This window comes from Gardnerella sp. DNF00550 (assembly GCF_049262685.1).
Classification (GTDB): domain Bacteria; phylum Actinomycetota; class Actinomycetes; order Actinomycetales; family Bifidobacteriaceae; genus Bifidobacterium; species Bifidobacterium leopoldii.
This window is the reverse complement of record NZ_CP058397.1, coordinates 1341934-1365768: the sequence shown is the minus strand read 5'-3', so window position 1 is coordinate 1365768 and position 23835 is coordinate 1341934. Positions and strand designations below refer to the sequence as shown.

The 23835-nt window shown below is 37.2% G+C and carries 20 protein-coding genes; 11 read left to right on the top strand and 9 right to left on the bottom strand.

The genetic code is table 11. From position 1 onward, the window contains the following. Nucleotides 1-72 precede the first annotated feature (72 nt). The gene (locus tag HXT29_RS05510; RefSeq protein ID WP_004106098.1) at nt 73-810 is read left to right on the top strand and encodes a phosphatase PAP2 family protein; all 738 of its coding nucleotides are present in this window, start codon (nt 73-75) and stop codon (nt 808-810) included. 23 nt (nt 811-833) lie between these two features. Further along, nucleotides 834-1244, top strand: coding sequence for a large conductance mechanosensitive channel protein MscL (mscL, locus tag HXT29_RS05505; protein WP_174143496.1), 411 nt, complete (start codon nt 834-836; stop codon nt 1242-1244). Nucleotides 1245-1329: 85 nt separating this feature from the next. On the opposite strand, the gene HXT29_RS05500 is transcribed toward mscL, so the two are convergent. The 7 genes from HXT29_RS05500 to dnaA form a co-directional block, all read right to left on the bottom strand. Continuing rightward, nucleotides 1330-1899 carry a DUF3566 domain-containing protein gene (locus HXT29_RS05500; RefSeq protein ID WP_407645754.1) on the bottom strand — a complete coding sequence of 190 codons (570 nt, stop codon included), beginning with the start codon at nt 1897-1899 and terminating at the stop codon, nt 1330-1332. Between the two features lie 245 nt (nt 1900-2144). After that, nucleotides 2145-4775 (bottom strand): DNA gyrase subunit A, encoded by a 2631-nt coding sequence (gene gyrA, locus HXT29_RS05495; RefSeq protein ID WP_004106095.1) that lies wholly within the window; start codon nt 4773-4775, stop codon nt 2145-2147. Between the two features lie 69 nt (nt 4776-4844). After that, complete coding sequence (gyrB, locus tag HXT29_RS05490; RefSeq protein WP_004106076.1) at nt 4845-6920, bottom strand: DNA topoisomerase (ATP-hydrolyzing) subunit B; 2076 nt, start codon at nt 6918-6920, stop codon at nt 4845-4847. 181 nt (nt 6921-7101) lie between these two features. Then, nucleotides 7102-7569 carry a DUF721 domain-containing protein gene (locus HXT29_RS05485; RefSeq protein WP_004106074.1) on the bottom strand — a complete coding sequence of 156 codons (468 nt, stop codon included), beginning with the start codon at nt 7567-7569 and terminating at the stop codon, nt 7102-7104. After that, the gene (gene recF, locus HXT29_RS05480) at nt 7569-8870 is read right to left on the bottom strand and encodes a DNA replication/repair protein RecF (protein ID WP_004119711.1); all 1302 of its coding nucleotides are present in this window, start codon (nt 8868-8870) and stop codon (nt 7569-7571) included. Before recF ends, HXT29_RS05485 begins: the two co-directional genes overlap by 1 nt. A 98-nt stretch (nt 8871-8968) precedes the next feature. Next, nucleotides 8969-10093 carry a DNA polymerase III subunit beta gene (dnaN, locus tag HXT29_RS05475; RefSeq protein WP_004106071.1) on the bottom strand — a complete coding sequence of 375 codons (1125 nt, stop codon included), beginning with the start codon at nt 10091-10093 and terminating at the stop codon, nt 8969-8971. A gap of 430 nt (nt 10094-10523) precedes the next feature. Then, nucleotides 10524-12137 (bottom strand): chromosomal replication initiator protein DnaA, encoded by a 1614-nt coding sequence (gene dnaA / locus HXT29_RS05470; protein ID WP_004106068.1) that lies wholly within the window; start codon nt 12135-12137, stop codon nt 10524-10526. Between the two features lie 388 nt (nt 12138-12525). Between dnaA and rpmH the strand changes: the two genes are divergently transcribed. The 9 genes from rpmH to HXT29_RS05425 all read left to right on the top strand — a co-directional run bounded on the left by rpmH (nt 12526) and on the right by HXT29_RS05425 (nt 20382). Further along, entirely contained in the window at nt 12526-12660 is a 135-nt protein-coding gene (gene rpmH / locus HXT29_RS05465) for a 50S ribosomal protein L34 (RefSeq protein WP_004106067.1), read from the top strand. 21 nt (nt 12661-12681) lie between these two features. Beyond that, entirely contained in the window at nt 12682-13179 is a 498-nt protein-coding gene (gene rnpA, locus HXT29_RS05460; protein ID WP_004119708.1) for a ribonuclease P protein component, read from the top strand. A gap of 38 nt (nt 13180-13217) precedes the next feature. Then, nucleotides 13218-13538, top strand: coding sequence for a membrane protein insertion efficiency factor YidD (gene yidD, locus HXT29_RS05455; protein WP_004119706.1), 321 nt, complete (start codon nt 13218-13220; stop codon nt 13536-13538). Then, a complete protein-coding gene (yidC, locus tag HXT29_RS05450) occupies nt 13538-14551 on the top strand; it encodes a membrane protein insertase YidC (RefSeq protein WP_004106059.1) in 1014 nt (337 codons plus the stop codon). Before yidD ends, yidC begins: the two co-directional genes overlap by 1 nt. A gap of 136 nt (nt 14552-14687) precedes the next feature. Then, nucleotides 14688-15242: a protein jag gene (locus HXT29_RS05445; RefSeq protein WP_004106048.1), complete on the top strand. Its 555-nt coding sequence runs from the start codon at nt 14688-14690 to the stop codon at nt 15240-15242. A gap of 138 nt (nt 15243-15380) precedes the next feature. After that, the gene (rsmG, locus tag HXT29_RS05440; RefSeq protein ID WP_004119703.1) at nt 15381-16091 is read left to right on the top strand and encodes a 16S rRNA (guanine(527)-N(7))-methyltransferase RsmG; all 711 of its coding nucleotides are present in this window, start codon (nt 15381-15383) and stop codon (nt 16089-16091) included. A gap of 756 nt (nt 16092-16847) precedes the next feature. Further along, complete coding sequence (locus HXT29_RS05435) at nt 16848-17819, top strand: ParA family protein (RefSeq protein WP_004106046.1); 972 nt, start codon at nt 16848-16850, stop codon at nt 17817-17819. Continuing rightward, nucleotides 17819-19177, top strand: coding sequence for a ParB/RepB/Spo0J family partition protein (locus tag HXT29_RS05430; RefSeq protein WP_004106045.1), 1359 nt, complete (start codon nt 17819-17821; stop codon nt 19175-19177). The genes HXT29_RS05435 and HXT29_RS05430 overlap by 1 nt, the downstream gene beginning before the upstream one ends. Nucleotides 19178-19788: 611 nt before the next feature. Beyond that, the gene (locus HXT29_RS05425; protein WP_410297160.1) at nt 19789-20382 is read left to right on the top strand and encodes a hypothetical protein; all 594 of its coding nucleotides are present in this window, start codon (nt 19789-19791) and stop codon (nt 20380-20382) included. A gap of 150 nt (nt 20383-20532) precedes the next feature. On the opposite strand, the gene trxB is transcribed toward HXT29_RS05425, so the two are convergent. Together trxB and HXT29_RS05415 are read right to left on the bottom strand one after the other, a co-directional pair. Further along, the gene (gene trxB / locus HXT29_RS05420) at nt 20533-21474 is read right to left on the bottom strand and encodes a thioredoxin-disulfide reductase (protein WP_410297159.1); all 942 of its coding nucleotides are present in this window, start codon (nt 21472-21474) and stop codon (nt 20533-20535) included. 34 nt (nt 21475-21508) lie between these two features. Next, nucleotides 21509-23728 (bottom strand): kinase, encoded by a 2220-nt coding sequence (locus tag HXT29_RS05415; RefSeq protein ID WP_410297158.1) that lies wholly within the window; start codon nt 23726-23728, stop codon nt 21509-21511. Nucleotides 23729-23835: the final 107 nt, after the last annotated feature.

Genomic DNA, 23835 nt, shown 5'->3' with positions numbered 1-23835 from the left:
TTCTTTTTTATACATATTATTTCGTACTCTCCAACGTGCATTTACATCATTGTGCGTGTAATCTTAACAAGTATGATGCAGAAAAATAACAGTAATCACAGCGGATTATCGGTTTTCACTAGAAATTCCGCTACTATTTTTACACTATTACTCGCAGTTGTTATTCCGTGCTTAGGAAAAGCACTACTAGTTACGAGTAAAGAGCGCACTTATGAATCATCCATAGTCTCCTGGTTCCACAAGAGTGTTCCCTCTGTAATTCTCAGTATTTCAAAAATATTAGCTTTAGTTTTTTCAACTAAGGGTTGCATAGCAATACTTGTTTTATTAGCAGCGCTTTCATTATTTATAAATAAAAATTGGAAGATGACAATAATTCAACTTTTAATTTCGCTTCTTCCTATGATTTACATTTTTGCAGTTAAATTTGCTGTAAATCGTCCGCGTCCGTACATTGGTTTGAATATTAAATTACCACCTGATCCAAGTTTCCCAAGTGGTCATACTTCAGCAGCTGTAGCAGTTTGCGTTATGGCAATGTTAATTCTTTACATTAATAAACCATCGTCAGTTCAATTTGGATTACTTTTTAGCGCAATTCTTGTTGTTATAGTTGCTGTTTCACGTATTATTGTCGCTGCTCATTTCCCTACGGATGTATTAGCTGCAGCAATTATATATCCACTACTTTCTGTTACAATTTTGCGCTCGTTCCAGCGACATAATTTATATATTGACAACAGAAATGATGACAAATCTACTTACGAAGAACAAGTACTAGATTCTAACTCACAATCTAATATTCAATAATGTATAAAGGGAAGAAAATACTAATGATAAAAGGATTTAAAAAATTTATTTTACGAGGCAGCGTAATCGATATGGCTGTCGGTGTTGTTATGGGTAGTGCAGTAACTGCAGTAGTAACAACGATAGTTAATTATATTATTAATCCTCTTATCGCAATGATTTTCGGAAAGCCAGAACTTAATGGCGTTCTAACTATTAGTATGAATGGTGCAACAATTTCTTTTGGCGCAGTAATTGGAGCATTATTGAATTTCCTTATTGTTGCTACAGCAGTTTATTTCTGCATTGTTTTACCTATTAATAAATTACGTGAAATTGGTGCAGATTTGTTGCAAATTGAACATGAAAAAACTGAAGAAGAAAAAAGAAAAGAGCGCGAAGAAAAAACTATTCAACTGTTACAAGATATTCGTGACGAACTAGTAAAACGCTAATTTCTTATTTTTCTTATAAAAAATTCCCACTGCTTCGTAGTAAACAGTGGGAATTTTATTATCCAAAACTAAATTATTCACACTATCAGTCGTCACCTAAAGTAATGTGAATTCCTCCAACTAATGAACCAACAACGTTATATAGAAGGGCAATTATTGCAGATAATACGGTTATTATAATTATTTCTACAATTGAAAAAATAGTTACAGCACTTAATACTGTTGGAAGTGAGAACACATCTGCAAGATTAAAACCGTTACTATCCAAACCAGTAGAAGAAACAATCTGCGTTACTTGATCAAATACACCAATCATATTCAAGAACAACCACACTAAACCTGCAGCAATAACTTGAATAATTCCTCCTGCAACACTTAGAAGGAATGTTACTTTTGCTACAGACCATGCATCTACTCTTACTAAAGAAAGACTCATACGACGAGCACGCGGAACACGTCCTGATTTTGTTGCGTTTGTTTTATTGGAAATAGATGAAGCAACGCCACCAATTGTACGACGATACGTATTGGAACTACCACTAACACGTCCAGAAGATGATGAATTTTTAACAATATTTCCTAAAGAAGAATTACCAGATACTTCATCAAAATTATTTTCTTCACTTGAATAATTAGCTTCCTTAGAAGGAACCATTTTTTCTGCAGATAATTCTGTGTCATTAGACAAAAATCTTGCAGATTCCTCATTCATATTCATCGGATTTTGCGATGGCTCAAAATTTTCGCTCATCTCAGTGTTCCTTCTCTTATTAATTTGCTTATAATCAGTGCCATTATACCAATGAGAGTACCAATAAAAACAGACTAGAACAGTTTTTATTAGTACTCTCAAATTTTTAAGAAATAATATTATTAATATTATTCCGTATAAGAAGTTTCTTAAGCTTCCTCATTTTCTGAAGTAGCTTCTTTTTCTTCTAATTGATTTTCTTCGTCATCCGTTTCTTCATTACGGGCAATAGAAATAATTTCATCGCCTTTATCCGGCTTAGCTAAGGTTACGCCTTGAGTTGTTCTACCAGTACGCTTCACTTCGTTAACGTCAGAACGAATTACCTTACCGGACTTCATAATTGCCATTACTTGATCTGTTTCTTCAACAATCAAAGCTCCAACTAATGAACCACGACCCTCTGCAAGTTGAACAGCTTTAACACCGTAGCCGTTTCTTCCTTGCAAACGATACTCTTCAATAGCAGTTCGCTTAGCAAAACCTTCATTAGTAACAACAAGAAGATCTTTACTAGTTTCTGCTGCAACAACGTCCATATCAAGTAATTCGTCACCTTCACGGAATCTCATACCCTGAACGCCGGCAGTCTGACGACCCATTGGTCGAAGTTGTTCATCATCTGCTCTAAACTTCAAACTCATTCCAAGCTTAGAAACAAGAATAATGTCGTCTTCTGAATTACACAAAGCTGCACCAATAAGCTCATCAACAGGTTCACCTGTTTCTTCATTTGCCATCAAACGTACAGCAATCAAACCGCCTTGACGTGGAGAATCATACTCTTGCAATGCAGTTTTCTTAACTTTTCCAGAACGAGTTGCCAATACCAAGTATTTAGCGACATCATAATTTGGAATTGATAACACTGCTTGAATTGTTTCTCCAGGAGCAAATTGCAACAAATTAGCAACATGCTGACCTTTAGAATCGCGAGATCCTTCTGGAAGTTCGTAGGCTTTCAGACGATAAACTCGACCACGATTAGTAAAGAAGAGCAACCAATTGTGTGTAGAAGTTAAGAAGAAGTGATCAACTACATCATCTTCACGAAGCTTTGCACCCTTAATACCTTTACCACCGCGGTGTTGAGCACGATACTCGTCTGCCTTAGTACGCTTAATATAACCTGCGCGAGTTACTGTTACAACAACGTTTTCTTCAGCAATAAGATCTTCAACATTCATTTCACCAGAGAATGGAAGAATCTTAGTTCTGCGATCATCACCATATTTTGCAACAATTTCATCCAGTTCATCGCCAACAATTTTGCGCTGACGTTCTGGGCTTGCCAAAATATCGTTGTAATCAGCAATTTTAATCATCAAATCTTCATGCTCGTCGAGAATCTTCTGACGTTCCAAAGCTGCAAGTCTACGAAGTTGCATTGCAAGAATGGCATCCGCTTGAACTTCATCAACATCAAGCAAATTCATTAAACCAGTACGAGCAGTTTCAACATCTTTAGATGAACGAATTAAAGCCACAACTTCATCAATCATATCCAAAGCTTTCAAATAGCCTTGCAAAATATGATCTCGCTCTTCAGCTTCACGCTTTAAGTAACGTGTACGCCTATCAATTACTTCAAGCTGATGGGTTACCCAATGACGAATAAACGCATCCAAGCTCAAAGTTCTAGGAACACCATCAACCAAAGCAAGCATATTTGCGCCGAAAGTTTGCTGCAATTGCGAATGCTTATACAAGTTATTTAAAACAACTTTTGGAACAGCATCGCGCTTAAGAACAAGAACCAAACGCTGACCAGTACGGCCAGACGTTTCGTCGCGCATATCTGCAATACCTTGAATTTTGCCATCTCGTACAGCTTCACGAATAGAAGCAGCTAAGCGATCAGGATTAACTTGGTATGGAAGCTCGGTAACAACCAAGCACATACGTCCCTTAATTTCCTCAGTATTAACTACTGCTCGCATCGTAATTAAGCCACGACCTGTACGATAGGCTTGCTCAATTCCCTTATGACCTAAGATTGTTGCTCCAGTAGGGAAATCAGGTCCTTTAATTCGCTGAATTAAAGCTTCAAGAAGTTCTTCCTTGCTTGCATCAGGATGATCCAACGCCCAGTGCACACCATCAGCCACTTCACGCATATTATGAGGTGGAATATTGGTTGCCATACCAACAGCAATACCAGCAGAACCATTAACTAAAAGATTCGGGAAACGAGCTGGCAAAACCGTAGGCTCTTGAGTTTTACCATCATAATTTGGCAGGAAATCAACGGTATCTTTATCGATATCTCGTACCATTTCCATAGCCAACGGTGCCATACGGCATTCCGTATAACGCATTGCTGCTGCAGGATCATCACCAGGAGAACCAAAGTTTCCTTGACCATCAACAAGCATATAGCGCATTGACCAAGACTGAGCCATACGCACTAAAGTGTCATAGATAGCAGAATCACCATGAGGGTGATACTTACCCATAACATCACCGACAACGCGAGAACACTTGTTATATCCGCGATCAGGCCTGTATCCTCCATCATACATTGCATAAATAACACGACGGTGAACAGGCTTTAAACCATCACGAACATCTGGTAAAGCACGCTCAACAATAACAGATAATGCGTAAGCTAAATAAGATTCGCGCATTTCCTGCTGCAAATCCATGTTCTTTACGCGAGCACCCTTCATTAAGCCATAATCAGTATTATCTGCTTCCTGAGGGCTCTGTGGTTCCATAGAACCATCTGGAAGCTGATCTCGCTCAGCATCATCACGAGCGGAATTTATTTCGTCTACCACTTCAATTCCTTCTTAATCTTATAAAAATTAAAGTTTTTTCTTTTTATCTTTTCGAATAAATTAATACTTTTAAGCGTCAATAAACCTTGCATCATGAGCATTTCTTTGAATAAAGAGTCTACGAGGCTCTACTTCATCGCCCATAAGCATAGAGAATGTTTCATCAGCTCGAGCAGCATCTTCAATATGAATTTGCTTCAAAATACGATGTTCAGGATCCATTGTTGTTTCCCACAACTCCTGATAACTCATCTCACCCAAGCCCTTGTATCGCTGAATACCTTCACCTTTAGGAAGTTGACGACCAGCAGCTTTACCTTCTGCCAAAACTCTGTCTCGCTCAGCATCCGTATAAACAAAGTCATGTGCTCCCTTGCTCCACTTCAAACGGTACAAAGGTGGCATAGCAACATAAACGTATCCTGCAGTAATCATAGGACGCATATAGCGGAAGAATAGTGTCAAATTCAAAGTAGCAATATGAGCGCCGTCGACATCAGCATCAGCCATAATAATGACTTTGTGATATCGAACCTTGCTTAAATCGAAGTCTTCTCCATAACCACCACCAACAGCAGTAATTAAGGATTCAATAGTTTCAGACTTCATCATTCTGTCAATTGAAGCGCGTTCAGTATTCAAAATCTTACCGCGCAAAGGCAAAATTGCTTGCGTAATAGGATCGCGACCTTGAATTGCTGAGCCACCTGCAGAATCACCCTCGACTATGAATAATTCACATTCCTCAGGATTACTTGACTGGCAATCCTTCAACTTATCTGGCATTCCAGCAGTTTCAAAAATAGACTTGCGACGAGTATTTTCGCGAGCTTTTTTAGCAGCAAGTCGAGCACGAGAAGCTTCTATAGCTTTTTGAATAATATTTTTTGCTTCATTTGGATGAGCATCAAACCAATCTCCAAGCTTTTCAGTCATAACTCTTTGTACAAAAGTCTTAGCTTCAGAATTTCCAAGCTTTGTTTTAGTCTGACCTTCAAACTGTGGAGTTGTAAGCTTTACTGAAACAACTGCTGTTAAGCCTTCGCGAACGTCATCACCAGAAAGATTAGTATCTTTCTCTTTTAAAATATTCTTTTCGCGAGCATAACGATTAACTAAAGTAGTAAGCGCTGCACGGAATCCTTCTTCGTGAGTACCGCCTTCAGTAGTTGAAATAGTATTAGCAAAAGTGTGAACTGCTTCAGAATAAGCAACAGTCCATTGCATAGCAATTTCCGCAGAAATACCAATTTCAAGATCTTCAGCCTCAAAGTCAATAACATCTGGCTCTACTGGAACAGCTTTTCGAGATTTAACTAAGTAATCAACATAGTCTTTAATACCATGCTCATACTGGTAGCTTACACTTCTATGCTTTTCTTCACTAGAAGATTCAGAATCACCTGCAACTTCATCTCCAGCTTCATCTGGCTTACGTAAATCAGTTAAAGAAATCTTCAAACCCTTATTTAAGAAAGCCATCTGTTGGAAGCGAGAACGCAAGGTTTCAAAATCATAAACTGTTGTTTCAAAAATTGTTCCGTCTGGCCAGAAAGTCACAGAAGTTCCAGTAGATTCTCCTTCTGCCATTGGCTCACCTTTTGCCAAAGGAGCAGTTGGATGCTGATCAACATAAGTTTGAGTCCAGTGGAATCCTTGACGACGAACCTCAATTTCTACACGAGTAGAAAGTGCATTAACAACAGAAATACCTACACCGTGTAAACCACCAGAAACAGCATAACCGCCGCCACCAAACTTACCGCCAGCGTGAAGCTTAGTCATAACTGTTTCAACACCAGAAACACCTTCGCCTGGCACTTCATCTACTGGGATACCTCGACCATCGTCGACAACACGAATAGCATTATCAGGCAAAATTGTTACTTCAATATGCGAAGCATATCCTGCCAAAGCTTCATCAACAGAATTATCAACAATCTCATAAACCAAATGATGCAATCCACGAGGACCAGTAGAACCAATATACATACCTGGTCTAATACGAACTGCCTCTAATCCTTCTAGAACGCGAAGGTCACTCGCATCATAATGTTCAGGAGCAAGTGAATCATCGAGTTGAGCATCATCAAGTTTATGCTCTTCGACGGCATTATCCATCGAATTATCTTCCGTGTTTGCCACTTTAGGTCCCTTCACAAATTGCCTCATATCAAAAGGCATTTATAGAGCCAACACATGCTAGAAAGCACATAAAAGGGGATTCTAGCGTTTTAGCCATAATACATGACATTCTACACACATACTATGACCTCTCTTCAGAAAGAGGCATTTTTACTATTTTTAAAAAAATATAATACTATTATTAAAATTTATTTCTTAAAAATCCTAATCCACTCGTTGTTGGACCAATAACTTTAATTTCTTTTATTTCAATATTTTCAAGGTTATTATTAATTTTTTCTTTTAATTGTGGAATTAAATAAGAAAGTTGAGTTGCCCAAACTGTTGATTGAGCACGAACAATAAGCACACCATTTACAACTTGACTTATTTCACAATGTTTTGCAATACTTTCCCCTACTACTTTATGCCAAGAAGAACGTAATTTTGCTATAGAAAGTTGACTATTCCAGTTACTTGTAGAAGCAAAATTTTTTAAAATACCACAGAATGATTTAGGATCTCTACCAGGTTTTCCAAAATTTTCCCAAGCTTGTTCTGCAATTTTTTCACGATTATTTTCGCGTTCAGCTTTTTTATTAATAGGATCAAAAATAATTGCAGGTAATTTTCGAGTATCAATTTTTAAAAGAATATTAACAGGAATCATTATTTTTCCTCCTGCTTATTTTTTCTTTGTTCTATTACATCAAGCAAAATATTATTATGCTCTTCACTGAAATTATTAATTTCATTATTTTTTTCTAATAGTTCTCCAATATTTATAAGATTTGTTTTTTTAATATATTCTTTATTAGGAATGTCGCTAAGAGAAGAAGTAGTAATAAAAACTTGACCTTGATTAAGTGCAAAATTTAATATTCTTATGCGCCTATTTTCATCAAGTTGTGCAAATACATCATCGAGAATAACAATAGGTTTATTATTATTTTTTTCTTCTAAGGCCTTGCATAATGCCATTTTTGAAGCTATTGCAATTGTCCAAGATTCACCATTCGAAGCAAAATCTTTAGCAGAAATATTATTAATAACAAAGTCAATATCATCACGATGAGGGCCAATAAGATTGCATCCTCTAGCTAGTTCTCCCTCATAAATACGTTGAAAATGCTCACTTATTTTAGAAAAAAGCTCGTTTTTATTTTCAACATTTTCCTCACTATTTTTTTCAAATAATACTTCTTCAAAAGAAGGAACATATATTATTCCCGTATTCTCTTCATTAGTAAAAGATTTAATTATATTTTTGAAATATTTATTAATAATTTGCACAGTTTCTTGTCGTGCTTTTGTTAAGTTAATACCACTTTCAATAAATTTACCAGTCCAAATTTCTAATCCGGATAATGAAACTGTCTGATTTTTGTATGAATAATCTCTAATATTTTTTAACAGTGCAGCACGCTGTTTAGAAATATGTTTAAATTCTTGCAATAGTTGCACATAATTTGGTACTAACAAAGATCCAGCTTGATCGATAAAAGTACGCCTAACATTAGGATCACCAATTATAAGAAATTGGTCTCTTGGAGTAAAAGAAACTATTGGCAATAATCCAATAATGTCTTTAACATATAATGCTTTACCAGAATTTATATGTGCTCTATTAGAACCTTTTAAGTAAAGGTCTATTTCATAAGTTGTTTTATCTAAATTACTTTCTAAAGATGAAATATTATTTAAATCAGTATTTGTTTCATCTTTTTTATAATTTATTTCGTTATTAATTGTATTTATTCTTATTATTGATTTTTCATAGCCCTTTTTAATAAGAGGCAATGTTGAAGATGTTCTGTGACTTATTCCAGTACCAGTAACTTCTAATGCTTCTACAATATTGGTTTTCCCTAAACCATTATTGCCATATATAACATTTATTCCAGGTTTAAAATCACAAATTATATGGTTCCAAGAACGAAATGTATCAAGGGCAATTCGCGAAATATACATTGCTTAATTACCCTTTCTTAATAGTTTTAAAAGAAAAATGCGATATTACATTGTACATCAAAAAATAATCTAAAATACAATGCAATATCGCAACAATATTAATTATTAAAACGCATAGGAACAAGCAAATAGCGATAATCTGTTGATTCATCACCATCTGATTCCTGCTGACCATTAAATTCAACAGGTTTTACAGCTGTTGCCATTTTCATATGAACGAATGGCTCTGGAATAGCTCCTAAACCTTCAAGTAAATAGTTTGGATTAAAGGCAACAGTTATGTCTTCTCCATCCATATCGATATCAAGTACTTCTTTTGCTTGTGATTCGTCAGCAGTACCAGCACTCAAAGTTAACTCCTGATTTGAAAAAATCATTCGAATAGGAGCATTTCTTTCGGCGACTAAAGATACTCGCTTAATTGCATTTATCAATAATTGTTTATTAATAATTGCGTGAATAGGATATTCATCTACGAATAGTCGATCTACAGAAGGGAATTCTCCATCAATTATTTGTGAAGTACTTGTACGACCGGAATTTTCAAAACCTAAAAGTGACTTATCTTCCTCGTTAAAATGAATAATAACATTTTGATGATCGTCAAGAGAATGAGCAATATCTCTTAGTAATGACCCACGAGTAAGAGTGGTCGAATGAATGTCATTATGTTCTGGTGTCCACTTAAAAGTAGATCTAGATAGACGGAATCTATCAGTAGAAGTCATAGTAACGGTGTCATCTTCAAATTGGATCCTAATTCCAGTTAAGACCGGTCTATTTTCTTCTCTAGATGTAGAAACAGATGCTTGGTTTACAGCTTGAATAAATGTTGGTGCATCAACCTGACCTAATTTATTAGGCAATTTAGGCAAATCAGGATATTCTCCAAGAGGCATAAGTTGCAGAGTAAATGTTGATTTTCCGGAAGTAATAGTCAAAGTATTATTTTCAGATTTTAGATAAGTTTTTTCTGCAGGAAGAGACTTAGTAATATCTGCCATCAATTTGCCTAGAATAAGTATGCTTCCCTCTTCGTCAACACCAGCTTCAATGTGATGGCAGCTAGAAATTTGATAGTTGAATGCAGAAAGTTGCAATGTGCCATTTGCTGCTTCAATCTTTAAGCCTGCAAGAATAGGGTTTGCAGGGCGTGCGTCAATTACGCGTGTAGTCCAAGCTACAGCATCAGCAAATGATGCAGAGTTGACTTCTACTTTCATGCTTCCTCTTTTCTGTAAAGTCTGCATTTATTCTACAGTATGATGTTGCCTATAAAAAAATATTTTTAAATGATTACATTGCTTTTGCAATTGTTATTTTTCTTATTAAGTAAGTAATAAATAAAAGCAGTAATAAAGACTGTGTATATGTGGAAAAGTGGTTAAAAATCGCTTTTTAAAAGACTTATTAACAATTAAAAGATGTGGATAACGCAAGAACAACAATGTGGATAAGTAGGCAACTTATCCACAGCTTTTTCTATTTTTTAAAGTTTCCACATTTTTAAATGCCTTATAAACAACTTAATAACATTTTTAAGCGGCGTTTTCCACGAGTTATGCTCAGCTTTTACCCACATTTGTTATTAAGTATGTGGATAACTTTTTATAAACTTTTAAACATTTCTTCATAAATATGTGGAAAATAAGTTTACTTTCTACGCTCAACAGGATTTTGTTTTAAACGAACAGTTAATTCCATGACGTAGTTATAAATTTCTTGCTTTTCTTGCATCTCGCCACTTACTCGAGTATAAGCATGCATAACTGTAGTATGATCCCTACCGCCAAAAACTTCGCCAATATCAACCAAACTCATGCTTGTCATTTCTCTTGCAAGATACATTGCAATTTGACGAGCGAGTGCAACATTCTTTGTGCGCTGACGACCAACAAGTTCATCAAAAGTCATGTGGAAATACTGAGCTACTTGACTAATGATGTCAGTTGGTCTTACTTCAATATCTGTAGCAAAGAAATCTTGTAATGCTTGTTCAGCTAAAGCTTTACTAACAGGCTGATTACTTAAAGATGCTACAGCAGTAACGCGTGTCAATGCACCTTCAAGTTCACGAATATTTTCCGTAAAACGTTCAGCAATTAAATCAAGTACGTCACTTGGAACATTACAGTGATTCATTGATGCCATCATTCTCAGAATTGCAATACGCGTTTCCAAATCTGGCGGTTTAATATCAACCGTAAGACCTGATTCAAATCTGGAAATTAAGCGTGCTTCAAATCCCTTCAGATTTTTTGGCGCAACATCTGAAGCTATAACTATTCGCTTATTTGCTTGATATAAAGAATTAAAAGTATGGAAGAATTGTTCAAGTGTTGCTTCTTTTCCACCAAGGAACTGAATATCGTCAATAAGAAGAACATCTACTTCACGATATCGCCTATTAAAATCAGCAATTTGACCTTGACTTTGATTTGGTGTTTGAAGAGCTTCAATAAATTCATTAGTGAATTCCTCACTTGTTACATAACGAACTTTAAGTGAAGAATCTTTTACTAAAGCATAATTGCCAATTGCATTAAGCAAGTGAGTTTTGCCAAGACCGGAGCCACCATAAATACATAAAGGATTAAAATCTCTGCCGGAACCCTCTGCGACTGCCAAAGCTACAGTTCTTGCAAAACGATTTGAATCGCCAGGCACAAAAGTATCAAAAGTTGCGCACGTATTTAAATGTGTAATTGCATCGCGTTGAACAGAGACAGGCATTTTTTGCTGTGCAGCCTGTTCAGTAGAAATATCAGTTTGTTGAAGAGTAGATATTCCAGTTGCATGATCAAAATCTGGTTGTACAGGAGATACATCATTAGCTGTAACTGATGGCAAATCATTAGATGCTGAAACTGAAATATTATCAACAGGTAAAACTGTATTATCAGTTACTGCTTTATTTAAAATCGTATTGTTCTGTGCTTGATGAGATAAAGAATTTGAAGGACTTTGTGCAGTTTTTTCCTGATATTCAGATTGAGGAACAATCCTAAAAGCAGGAAACATATCTTTACCAGTGCAAATCTTTAATGCTGTAAGTAGAGGAGAATTTAATTCATTTTGCAAAGCTTGTTGCGTTTCAGCATTAGATACACACAAAACAATGGTTGTACCAAAGATTGCTTCTGGTTTAACACCTTCAAACCAACCTTTATCGCGCGCAGTTAAAAGGGCATTATGCTGTAAAACAGTAAGCGTATTAGACCATACCAAAGCAGCTTGCGATGTAGGATCGCCTAATGTATCAGCCATTTCACCCCCAAACTTGCATTTAGCGCATGTAATAATGCTGATTCTGTTTACGAGCGCACGTGTGTAATAAGTATCAGTAAGATATGTTTACTCTGACCCTACGAAGTTATCCACAGTCTAGCGTGTTGAAATTGTTTAATTGTGAATAACATGTGTGTAATTTGTGGATAAGTTTAAAGCTGAGATTTGGCTATTTTTCAACGATTCTGCGTGTATAATAAATTATGATAGAAATGTGAATAAATCATTTTTATTTATATTTGACTATGTTGATTCTTTAATAAGAAAATGTGGAGTTTTGAACATTGGTGAGGGGTAATAGTATTTTGGTATAGCTTGACTCATACGGGGCCATGCTTTTGCATGGCTGAATACAGGAGCATTAGTTATGAAGAGGACATTTCAGCCGAATAATCGTCGTCGTCACATGAAGCACGGCTTCCGCGTTCGCATGCGTACGCGTGCAGGTCGCGCAGTAATCAATCGTCGTCGTGCCAAGGGCCGCAAGTCACTGTCTGCCTGAGTTAAGGTAGCGTCGTAAGGCATGGAAAGGCTGAAAAGCCACCGTGATTTTGTTGCGGTGCTAAAAAAACGGCGCAAGGTGAGTTCCCGGGATATCGTCGCGCATTACATTATGCGTGACGATATAGCCGTGCAGAGCACACTTAACGAAGATAGAAGTGCAAGTTTAGATTATATTGCCACGGGTTTTGAAAGTGATACTCCCGCGGCATTTTCTGGTACCTTCTTACATGATCAAAAATTTGAACATGTAAAGAGGCTAGGTCTTGCTGTATCTAAATCAGTGGGGAAAGCTGTAGTTCGCAATAAGGTAAAAAGACGTCTACGAGTAATCGCAAAAAATTATGAATCTTTATTACCTGCAGGTTGTGATGTGGTGCTAAGAGCAAAACCTTCTGCAGCTCAATCTTCATTTGATTCATTACAATGCCAGATACAAAAGCTTTTTGGCAAAATTAGTGCAGATTTATGTTCTACACAAAATTGCAAAATGCATGAGAATAATCAGAATCAAGGATAATTGAAATATATTATTTTGAGTAAATGGTGGTTATTGTTATGCGTAGTAAAAAAAGTTTAAGCTCTAAGTTTGTAATTAGTGCAATTAGATGGTATCAGCGCACGATTTCTGCAAATAGACCAGCTTGCTGTAGATACTATCCTACGTGTTCGCGTTATGCTATTGAAGCAATTGCTAGATATGGCACGTTCAGAGGTGGTATTCTTGCATTATTACGCCTTCTACGCTGTAGACCTTGGACAAGCTGCAGTATTGATGATGTGCCACGCAAATATTCAATTTTTTACAGATGTGCTTGGTCTAAGGCACATGAAGAGCCACGGCTAACTCCCTTGGCTGAAGAAGACAAGGAAAACTAATGTTTAATCAAGATAACTTCATACTTGATAATGGATTCTTGGGATGGTTTTATAAAATCTTGACGCCAGTTGAGTGGCTTATGACTCAAATTATGTCATTATTCCACAAGTTATTAACTCTTCTTGGAATGAATGAAATTGGCTTTTCATGGGTTTTTTCCATCGTATTCTTGGTATTAGTTGTGCATGCGTGCATTTTCCCTGCATTTATTAAAAGCATTAAAGGCATGCGCAAAATGCAAGCTATTGCGCCTAAGGTTAAGAAAATACAGCAGAAATATAAAGGTAAAAATGACCCTGCAAGTAAAGAAGCTATGCAGCGTGAAATGATGAAGCTTTATCAAGATAACAAAGCTAATCCTGCTGGTTCGTGCTTGCCTATGATGATTCAGGGTCCTGCATTTATGAGTATTTGGTATACGCTCTCCGTTATTCCTTTTATTGCTCGTGGTAAGCATGCAGCTCTTGGTGCCTTTGATATTGCAACAGCACAGCAATTCGTTAAAACTCGCGTATTTGGGGTTGGTGTTGCAGATACTTTTATGACAACTGCTGGCGCAGGTAAAATTGTTATAGTTATATTTGTTGTACTTATGTGTGCTGCAATGTGGTACATGCAATTCAATAATATTCGTAAGAATCTTCCGCCTGAGTCTAAGCAGGGTAGCCAATATACTGTACAAAAGCTCATGATGTGGGGATTCCCGTTGATTTACGTTTTCTCTGCGTTTGCTATGCCGTTTGCAATGTTGGTTTACTGGTTAGTAAACAATGTTATAAATATGCTGCGTTCAATTTGGCAGGTTTATGCATTCCCAACTCCTGGATCTCCTGCAGCTGAAGAAAAAGAAAAGCGTGATTATCAAAAAGAAACTGCTCGGCGCGAGCGCGAAGGTTTGCCTTCTATTGAAGAAGAGAATCTTCAAAAAGCTCGTGAAGAAGCTGAGCGTAGAGAGATTGAGGGATTCCAACGCAAGCAGCCGCAACGTAAGCGTAAGGTGGCAAAGCGCTAATATTTAGATACATTTTGCGGATATATAAAGTCATTTTTATGACTTTAAAATAAGTTAGTAACTTGGCTTTATTATCCGCTAAACTAGACTTCAGAAATTTTTAAAACGTGAATTTTCTCACGATAAGGAGTAATTAATGGTACAAGATGAGAAGAGGACGGTTGATCAACTCAATGAAGAAGCTGATATTGCCGCAGATTATTTAGAAGGCTTACTCGATATTGCTGATTATGAGGGTGATATTGAGATGGGTGTGCGCAATAATCGCCCAATGATTCAGATTGTTGCAGATGATGACACTGATATTAAGAATTTAATTGGTCGCAATGGTGAGGTTGTCGATGCCTTGCAGCAATTGAGCCGTCTTGCTGTTCAGCAAAAAACCGGTGATCGTTCGCATCTTATAGTTGATGTAGATGGATTCTTAAAGCGTAAGCGCCAGCATTTGCGCGATATTGCGTTAGATGCTGTTGATGAGGTGCGTGAAACTGGTGAACCTGTGAATTTGAAGCCAATGAATTCTTTTGAACGCAAAGTTGTTCATGATACTGTACGTGACGAAGGTTTGCGTTCCCGTTCACATGGTGAAGAACCACACCGCTATGTAACTGTTTACATGCCTTCAGTTGCTTCTGAAGATGAAAATATTGACGAAATTGACGATGTAGACGGCGAATATTCTGAAGAATAATTAATTTTTATTTAATTGTTTCTTTTCAAAGGAAAAGAGAAATAAAATGAAAAGTAACACAATGAAACAAAAAATGTTTTGTTGTGTTACTTTTTATTTATTTTTTATTATATTTCTTTTATTTGTTTTGGGGAAAATATGGAAGCTAGTTTAGATAAAAAATATGAGGAAGATGCACAAAAAGTAGCGGACGAATTAGAAGGATCCCCATTGTTAAGTGAAGTTTTAGGTGAAGCATTAGAAAAGTGCAAGCTGTTTCACGTGAAACTTCAGCAAGAAGGATTAGTAAGAGGTCTTATCGGTCCTAGAGATATGAATATTCTTTGGGAAAGGCATATATTAAATTCTGCAGCAGTTGTTCCTTTTATTAAAGAAGCAGTAGTTGGTAGGAAAAATAAAAGAGTTGCAGATGTAGGTAGTGGCGGAGGTTTTCCTGGTCTAGTTTTAGCTGCGTGCTTACCTGATTATGACGTTACTTTGATTGAACCTATGGAGCGTCGTGTTGATTGGTTGTGTGAGTGCGTTGCTCTTATGAAATTAAAAAATGTTACTATATTTCACGGCAGATCAGATGAAGTTATTGACAAAATTAAGTCACATGAAATTCCAGCGTTTGATGTAGTAACATGCAGAGCCGTAGCTCCTATGACGAAATTAGCTGGATGGACTATTCCTCTATTGAATAAGCACGGGAAATTAATAGCATTAAAAGGTAAATCTGCTCAAGCAGAAGTAGAAAAAGCTGTAAAAATGATTCGAAAAGCTGGTGGCACAAATCCTCGCATTCTTGAAGCGCCAGTTGCATCTGGTTTGCAGCCGACTACAGTCGTATTAATCGATAAGGCCTAATTTTTAATTAAAATTTGTGTTTGCGCGAGTTATCGTTTAATGTGGCGCGAGTTTTGGGCTGGTGTTTGGCTGGCGGGTTTCTGAAGTGGCTGTGTGAGATAGGAATTACTAGCGCGACGACCTGCTTTCGCGCTCAGAGCGTAGCGCGCGAAAGCAACTCGGAGCGTGAGCTTGTTCAGACGGAAAGTCCAGTGGACTTTCCGTGCAAGCTCAGCCGAATGGCGATTAGCCATGAGGACAGCGCTCCGCTCTTATACCTTATTTGGACTTAGCGGTTGTGTAGTTAAGTTTAGTTTTTTACTTACTTTTTCTGCAAAAATAGTATTCGTCAATAAGATTATTACTATCGTTCCGCTTTTATATTGCTCGACCAAGCAATTCCTATCTCCCATACGTTAATTCCAATCACAGTTGTTTTTGGTACGGTAGGAGTGCCTGGTATGGCGTGTGCAGCAGCAATGGCGCTAGTGTTCTTTAAGCAATAAATACTCAACGTCTGCAGAGCAATACTGTTAAAGCTCACTAAGCAACAAATAATCGCTGTTAGCAAAGCATTACTGCAAAGCTTCATGAACGTGCAAGATTTAATCAGTGCGAAAAATCGAAAAAATACGTAGTTAGTTATGGAATAAGGTGTTGATGTTTCATGTGAAACATCAAAAAAATTTGTGCTTTTTATGTCCATAGAAACGACGAAACTTAAAACACGATATTTTATTTTAAGAGTTTCGCATATTTAATTGGGGGTGATACATCGTGGAATCAGCTGCTGAAACGATTCAACGAATTTTTGGAGATTCGAAATCCTCCCTAGGTATTGAATTGGCAGATTTGACATCTCGTTTTCATTCCATTGAACAGGCGAAATATCCTAAGCCTAAGCAAACGCGTTTTATTGCTGTTGCTAATCAAAAAGGTGGAGTAGGAAAAACAAGTTCTGCTGTAAATCTTGCTGCAGCTATGGCTGTGAGTGGATCAAAAGTACTTCTTATTGATATGGATCCACAGGGGAATGCATCAACTGCATTAAATGCTCCTCATGCTTCTGGTAATTTGTCGGTTTACGATGTTCTTGAAGGGCGAAAAAGTATCGCTGAAGTAAAACATGCTTGTCCAGATATTGAGGGACTTGATGTTGTTCCAGCATCTATTGATTTAAGCGGTGCTGAATTAGAGCTTGCAGATATGGATAATCGTAATAATCTGTTAAAGGATGCCTTGCAAGAATATCTTGATAATAGCAGCGAACACTATGATTATGTTTTTATCGATTGTCCTCCGTCGCTTGGCTTATTAGTTATTAATGCAATGTGTGCAGCACGTGAAATGCTTATACCAATTCAAGCTGAGTATTATGCTCTTGAAGGTTTAGGACAGCTTATAAGAACTATTGGTTTGGTCCAGCAACATTACAATCCAATTTTAGTTGTTTCTACAATGCTTGTTACTATGTTTGACAAGCGAACTTTATTAGGCAGAGAAGTTTTCCAAGAAGTTAAAAAACATTATCCAAATATTGTGCTTGAGACTACGATCCCTCGTACTGTGAAAATACCTGAAGCGCCAAGTTTTAACCAAAGTGTTATTACTTATGATCCTCATGGATCAGGAGCGATTTCTTATCGCGAAGCTGCGTTGGAAATTGCGAAAAGATCTAAGACTGTATTATCTGTTATTGCAGCAAAGCAAGATGCTAATCGACAAGAACAACAACAGGAGAATAAATAATGAGTGGAAATAAGTCTCGCCTGGGTAAAGGTTTAGGTGCTTTGTTCCCAGCTTTGCCTGGCGAGGATGCGCTTGCCGATGCGTCTAATAATTTGCAATTTAATGTTTCGCATGAAACAGAAAAATCCGAATCTGTGGATAGTCAATTAGAAAAACAAGCAAAAGTTTCACGTGAAACGTTACATAAAGATAATAATCAATCAAAAAATGTTTCACATGAAACAAAGGTCCCTAGTATGAGCAATTCAATTGCTCCTCATGTGGATAAGAATAATAACAAAATAAAGAATGTTTCACGTGAAACCGTGCCGTCAATTCATACTAACAAGCATTCTCACAAACGTTCAACTATGCCGTCTCTTGGAGATGTCACTAGACCTATGGATTTCTTTTTTGGAGATTCAGCATCGACTACATTTATGTCATCTAAGACAAAAAATAATGAAGAAAATGCTTTTGGCGAAAAAAATAAAGCTGTTGAAAAATCGAATAAAACCGCAAAAAATGAGCCTTTGAAGCCAGTAAAAGGCGGATATTTAGCTTATCTTAAGCCGCTAGATATTGTTCCTAATGCGCATCAACCGCGAACAATTTTTGATGAAGATGAGCTGCGAGAACTTGCATCATCTATTAAAGAAGTTGGCGTTTTACAGCCTATAGTTGTGCGACCTATTGTTGATGCCGATAAAAATGATGAACAAATTGCACATTATGAACTTATTATGGGTGAAAGAAGATGGCGTGCTTCTCAGCTAGCTGAACTTGATACAGTTCCAGCGATTGTGCGCACAACTGCTGATGAAAATATGTTAAGAGATGCATTGCTTGAAAATCTTCATCGCGTTGCTCTTAATCCTCTTGAAGAAGCGGCAGCATATTCTCAGATGATAGATGATTTTGGTTTAACACAGATTCAGCTTTCTCAGTCTGTATCAAAATCACGTCCACAAATTGCTAATACTTTAAGACTTCTCAATCTTCCTGCTAGCGTGCAAAAACATGTCGCCTCAGGCGTGCTTTCTGCAGGTCACGCACGAGCACTACTTGGCTTGGAAAATCCAGAAGATATGGAAAGTCTAGCTAAGCGCATTATTGCAGAAGGATTGTCAGTTCGTAGTACTGAAGAGATTGTTTCGTTGAAGAATGAAGATACATCTCATGGAGCAGTACGTACGCGTGTGCGTCGCAATAATCAGTGGTCTTCTTCGCCTGTGCGCAAGCAGCTTGAGGAGCATTTTGCTACCAAAGTTTCTATTAAGGGCACAGAAAATCATGGTCGCATTGAAATCGTATTTTCTTCTCCTGAAGAAATGCAACGAATTATTGGTTTACTTGTTGATGGGAATGGTAAAAACTAGAACCAGATTTGAAGAGCATGTAGCACAAAATATAACAGTAAGTAAATTGCGCTAATATTCCTATCTCCGCAGTTTATGGACGGAATAAATTTATGCAACGAGTAATTGCATCTCTGTTAAGAACTATTAAGAAATAAATATCGGAGTGTGCAAATAAGTTGCTCAGTAGTAGCAACGTAATTAGGATGGCATGTATAAGAATAGCATGTGAAGTAAGTAAAATAGGAATATCAAATCCAATATTATGCATAATGCTTGATTTTTGATCGGTTCGTATATAGCCTAATGTTTAGTGTTATCCGATATTTAAAACAGATAACGCTCATTCGCATAAATGGTGAATAATATTTGCAAAAATGCATATATAGAAGAAAGGGAAAGATATGTTAAATAAGAAAGTTGCTAAAACTTTTGCTTTTAGTGTAAGCGTGGTTTGTGGGCTAGTTGTTTCTGGATTATTTGCATCCAGTGCTCATGCATGTGTTTTTGATGATGTTGATCATAGTGTTTATACCAATCCTTCTAGTTCTTACCTGAGTAGTTTAGACTCATTTGATAATCTTTATTCAGGTAAAAAGGTTTCAGTTGAATTATTGAACAAGTGTGATTATATGACTGGTGGGGATTGTGCTCCGCTTCCGCCTTATGCTTCTATTCTTGACGGTGTTGATCATAGTGTTTATACCAATCCTTCTAATTCTTACCTGAGTAGTTTAGACTCATTTGATAATCTTTATTCAGGTAAAAAGGTTTCAGTTGAATTATTGAACAAGTGTGATTATATGACTGGTGGGGATTGTGCTCCGCTTCCGCCTTATGCTTCTATTCTTGACGGTGTCGATTCTGATACCTATGTCAATCCTTCTTCTTATCACTTGGGTGATTTAGACTCATTTGATAATCTTTATTCAGGTAAAAAGGCTTCAGTTGAATTATTGAATATGGGTGATTATACAACTGGTGGGGATTACACTTCGCTTCCATCTTATGATTTTACTTTTGACGGTGTCAATCTCGATACTTATGCTAATCCTGGCAACACTAACATAGATGATGACATCAGATTGGATGAAGTAAATGCTTACGACACGATCAGCTCGGATTCAGAAATTGAAAATGAGTTGCTAGAGAAACATAAAGAATTAGCCGAGGCAAAGTTGAATGCTAAGATTGCTCTTCCTGTGCCAGGTTCTCAGCATAACTAAATGCTAACTAATATATCTATTAGATAAAATCGTTTTTCGGCTGAGCTTGTTTCACGTGAAACTTACTCAGCCGAAAATACTTTAATAATATTTTAATAATAAAATTTAGTAATTTAACAAATATAAAAGCTGGAGTTTATATTATGATGCTTAGCTATATTTTTCGTTAAGATAAGCTTGAGCGTCAAGAGCTGCTCTGCATCCCATTCCTGCTGCAGAAATTGCTTGACGATACATGTTGTCGACAACATCTCCAGCAGCAAAAACGCCTTCAGCAGAAGTGCGAGTAGTTGCGCCATCAACAACAATCGTTCCATCTTCATTAAGCTTTAATTGGCCGTTTAAGAACTTTGTTGCAGGAGTGTGACCAATTGCCACAAACAATCCGGCTGACTCAACTTCTTGAGTTTCTCCCGTAATAACATTGCGAACAGTGAGTGAAGTAGCTTCTACATCGTTGCCGTGCACTTCATCTACAACGCTATTTGTAATAAATTTGATTTTTTCGTTCTCTTTTGCTCTGTCAACCATAATCTTTGAAGCGCGGAACTCATCTCTGCGGTGAATTAAAGTAACAGAAGAACCAAATCGTGTGAGGAACAATGCTTCTTCAAAAGCAGAATCTCCCCCACCAACTACAGTAATTGGTTTTCCTCGGAAAAAGAAGCCGTCGCAAGTTGCGCAATAAGATACACCTCTGCCGGAGTACTCGAGTTCTCCCGGAACGCCCAATTTGCGCACTTGCGAGCCCGTAGAGACAATAACTGCGTCGGACTCATAAGTTATACCGTCATCGGTAGTAACGAGCTTTACAGCGCTCTTAAAGTCTACAGAAGTGACATCGTTCAACAATACTTCTGCGCCAAACTTTTCAGCTTGTTTTTGCATAGATTCCATTAAGTCAGGGCCTAAAATACCTTCTGGGAATCCTGGATAATTCTCTACTTCCGTTGTGTTCATCAATTGACCGCCTGGAGTAAGAGCTCCAGCAATAACAAGTGGTTTGTACCCAGCGCGACCCAAATATATTGCAGCAGTGTATCCTGCAGGTCCGGATCCAATTATGATAACTTTTCGAAGTTTATTTTCCATTACTTATTTCCTTAAAGCACTTATTATAAGAGATTCAGTACAGTTTTACAGAATTGATGTACAAACTGTTCTTAGGCATGCTATCTTTTGGAACCCATAGCATGAAATCTTGAGATTTTACAATCTTCTTAAGTTTTACATCTGTTGTTCCACTTTCGTCGAATGTAAATTCTGCTACTTGAGTTCCCTTAGTTGGATTATCTTTAGTATCTGCCAACAAATATGCGTGACCTCCAGAGGAACGTATCGAAACAACGAAGCGATACACAGTTTGTGGTTCGGTTAAGTGAATATAGTATCCATATCCAGCTTGATTAGCTGGGAAGCTTAAGAATTGATAACGATCAGCTTCGTAAGCAACGTTATTAGTAGGAATTTTAGGCTTAGGCACAGGTTTTACTTGCTTACGACCCATATTTTTCTTAGCAGGTTGTTTTTCTTGAGGAAGAATACCTTGGCTGCCAAACGGAACATTTTCTAGACTAGTGCTATCCCATGAGCCGTTGTTTCCGAAGCTATCTGTGCTTTCATGATTTCCAAATAGACCATGTAATGCCAAAGCTAATCCAGCTACAAGGAGTAACGAGACAGCCCCGATAGCAATAACTTTGGTTGAAAGACCCCACCAAATCTTAGCATCTGCAATAGTGTTGTTATTTTGTGTATTCTGCTTTTGTTTATGCAAAGTAGCAGCTTGTTCCAGAGGCTGGAAGCTTGGCGGCAAAGAAAGTGCTCCATTTTCTTGGACATCGTCGTTTTGGTCACTGTTTATTTCGTCTCTAAGTGCTCTTGCTGATTCCTCTCCAGGAGCTACAAATCTTCCGTGAGAATCAACAACAGGAACGCGACCAGTAGATTCGCCTTCTGAAGTTAAGTTTTGTGGTCTTGACATTAATTCTGTGTGCTGATTATTTTCAGTAAGAAGATGCCCAAAATCAAAACTACTAACTACGCCTGTTTCGCTAATAGTATTTTTGGAAGTTTGATTTCTCGTATTTTCAACGTGATCAAAAATATTTTTAGACGTAGCAGTATCAGGAAAATGTTTATATGAAGCAGACAATGTTGGGAAAAGAGCATCGTCTGTATCAAGTTCTGTAGGAGCGAGAATGCTAGCCATTTCTGCTGCTGCAATATCATGAAAATCTATATCTGTATTAGTGTTAGTTTCGTCACTAAAACTATTGTTACCAATGCCTTCAGAATCTGAGTTAGTGTTGCTTCTTTTAAGAAGAGATCCTAATGTTCTCCCAGCATTTTTGAAACTATTACTTAATTTAGCGGATCCATTTGTATTGTTTGAAATAGTGTTGGCTGAATTAGTTGAAGAAAAATCGTTAGAATCCTGATTATTTCTTTGCATTAATTGTGCATCAAATTCTTCTTCACTTTGTGAAAGACCTTCAGGCAAAGGTAATATAAAATCATCTTTTGCTTCGCGAAGTCGAACATTGCTAATAGAAGCAGCACTTGTTTTACCATCAAGCACAATATCTTTTGTTGTGAGCTTCGATAAAGGCGTATATGAACCTAATAATGCTACTAATTCTGCAATAGACGCCATAGGTATTACGTTGTTATTTTTATTTGGAGCTAGGCTTCTTGTGCAAATCATCCTAAATTCTGAAGGAGTATTATCTGGCAGAAGAGACGCATCAAAACGAGCTTGTATTCGAGAAGAAGTTTTAGTAATCAAAGTGTATAACAATGACGCAAGTTGCTTAGTTGCAATATGTTCAACATTTTGCCTTGGAATTTGATCATCATCTTTTTGAGTCACATCTTCCAAAAGAGGACTTACTGGAGTATCTGCTAACTCAATTCCTGAAGAACTTATGCGAACAGTGTCACTAGAAACAGCGTGGTGAGTGATATTGCTAGCAAGTAATCTGCTTAAAGCTTGTGCAGTTTCTGCAACAATAGTTCTTATTGCTTCGTAGCTTAAAGGTGCTTTTTTAAGAGCCAAATAATCATTGATAGTAATACCGCGATCTAAAGCTGTAACAATAATTGCAACAGAATCATGATGCCGTAATTGAAGTACTTGCGTAAACTTGCGGCTATGCGATAAAGCCAAGGTTGATGCAATTGTATTTACTTGCGGCAAAAAACGTGAATCTCGTACAATAAAAAGCTGGCAATCCTGCGTAAGTATGCGGTCATTAGCTTGCCATACTTGCAAGCCTGCTTCGTTGCGCAAAAGCGATACTAATACGTATCGATTTAGTACAATATCTCCTAACCGAGGTTCCATTTGTTCCTCATCTTCCTACGCATGTGCAATAAGTAACTTAACATTTTTTACTAACACATAATTGTACTGGTGAGCCGTCATGTTATGTACAGCATTTTGCTGTTATT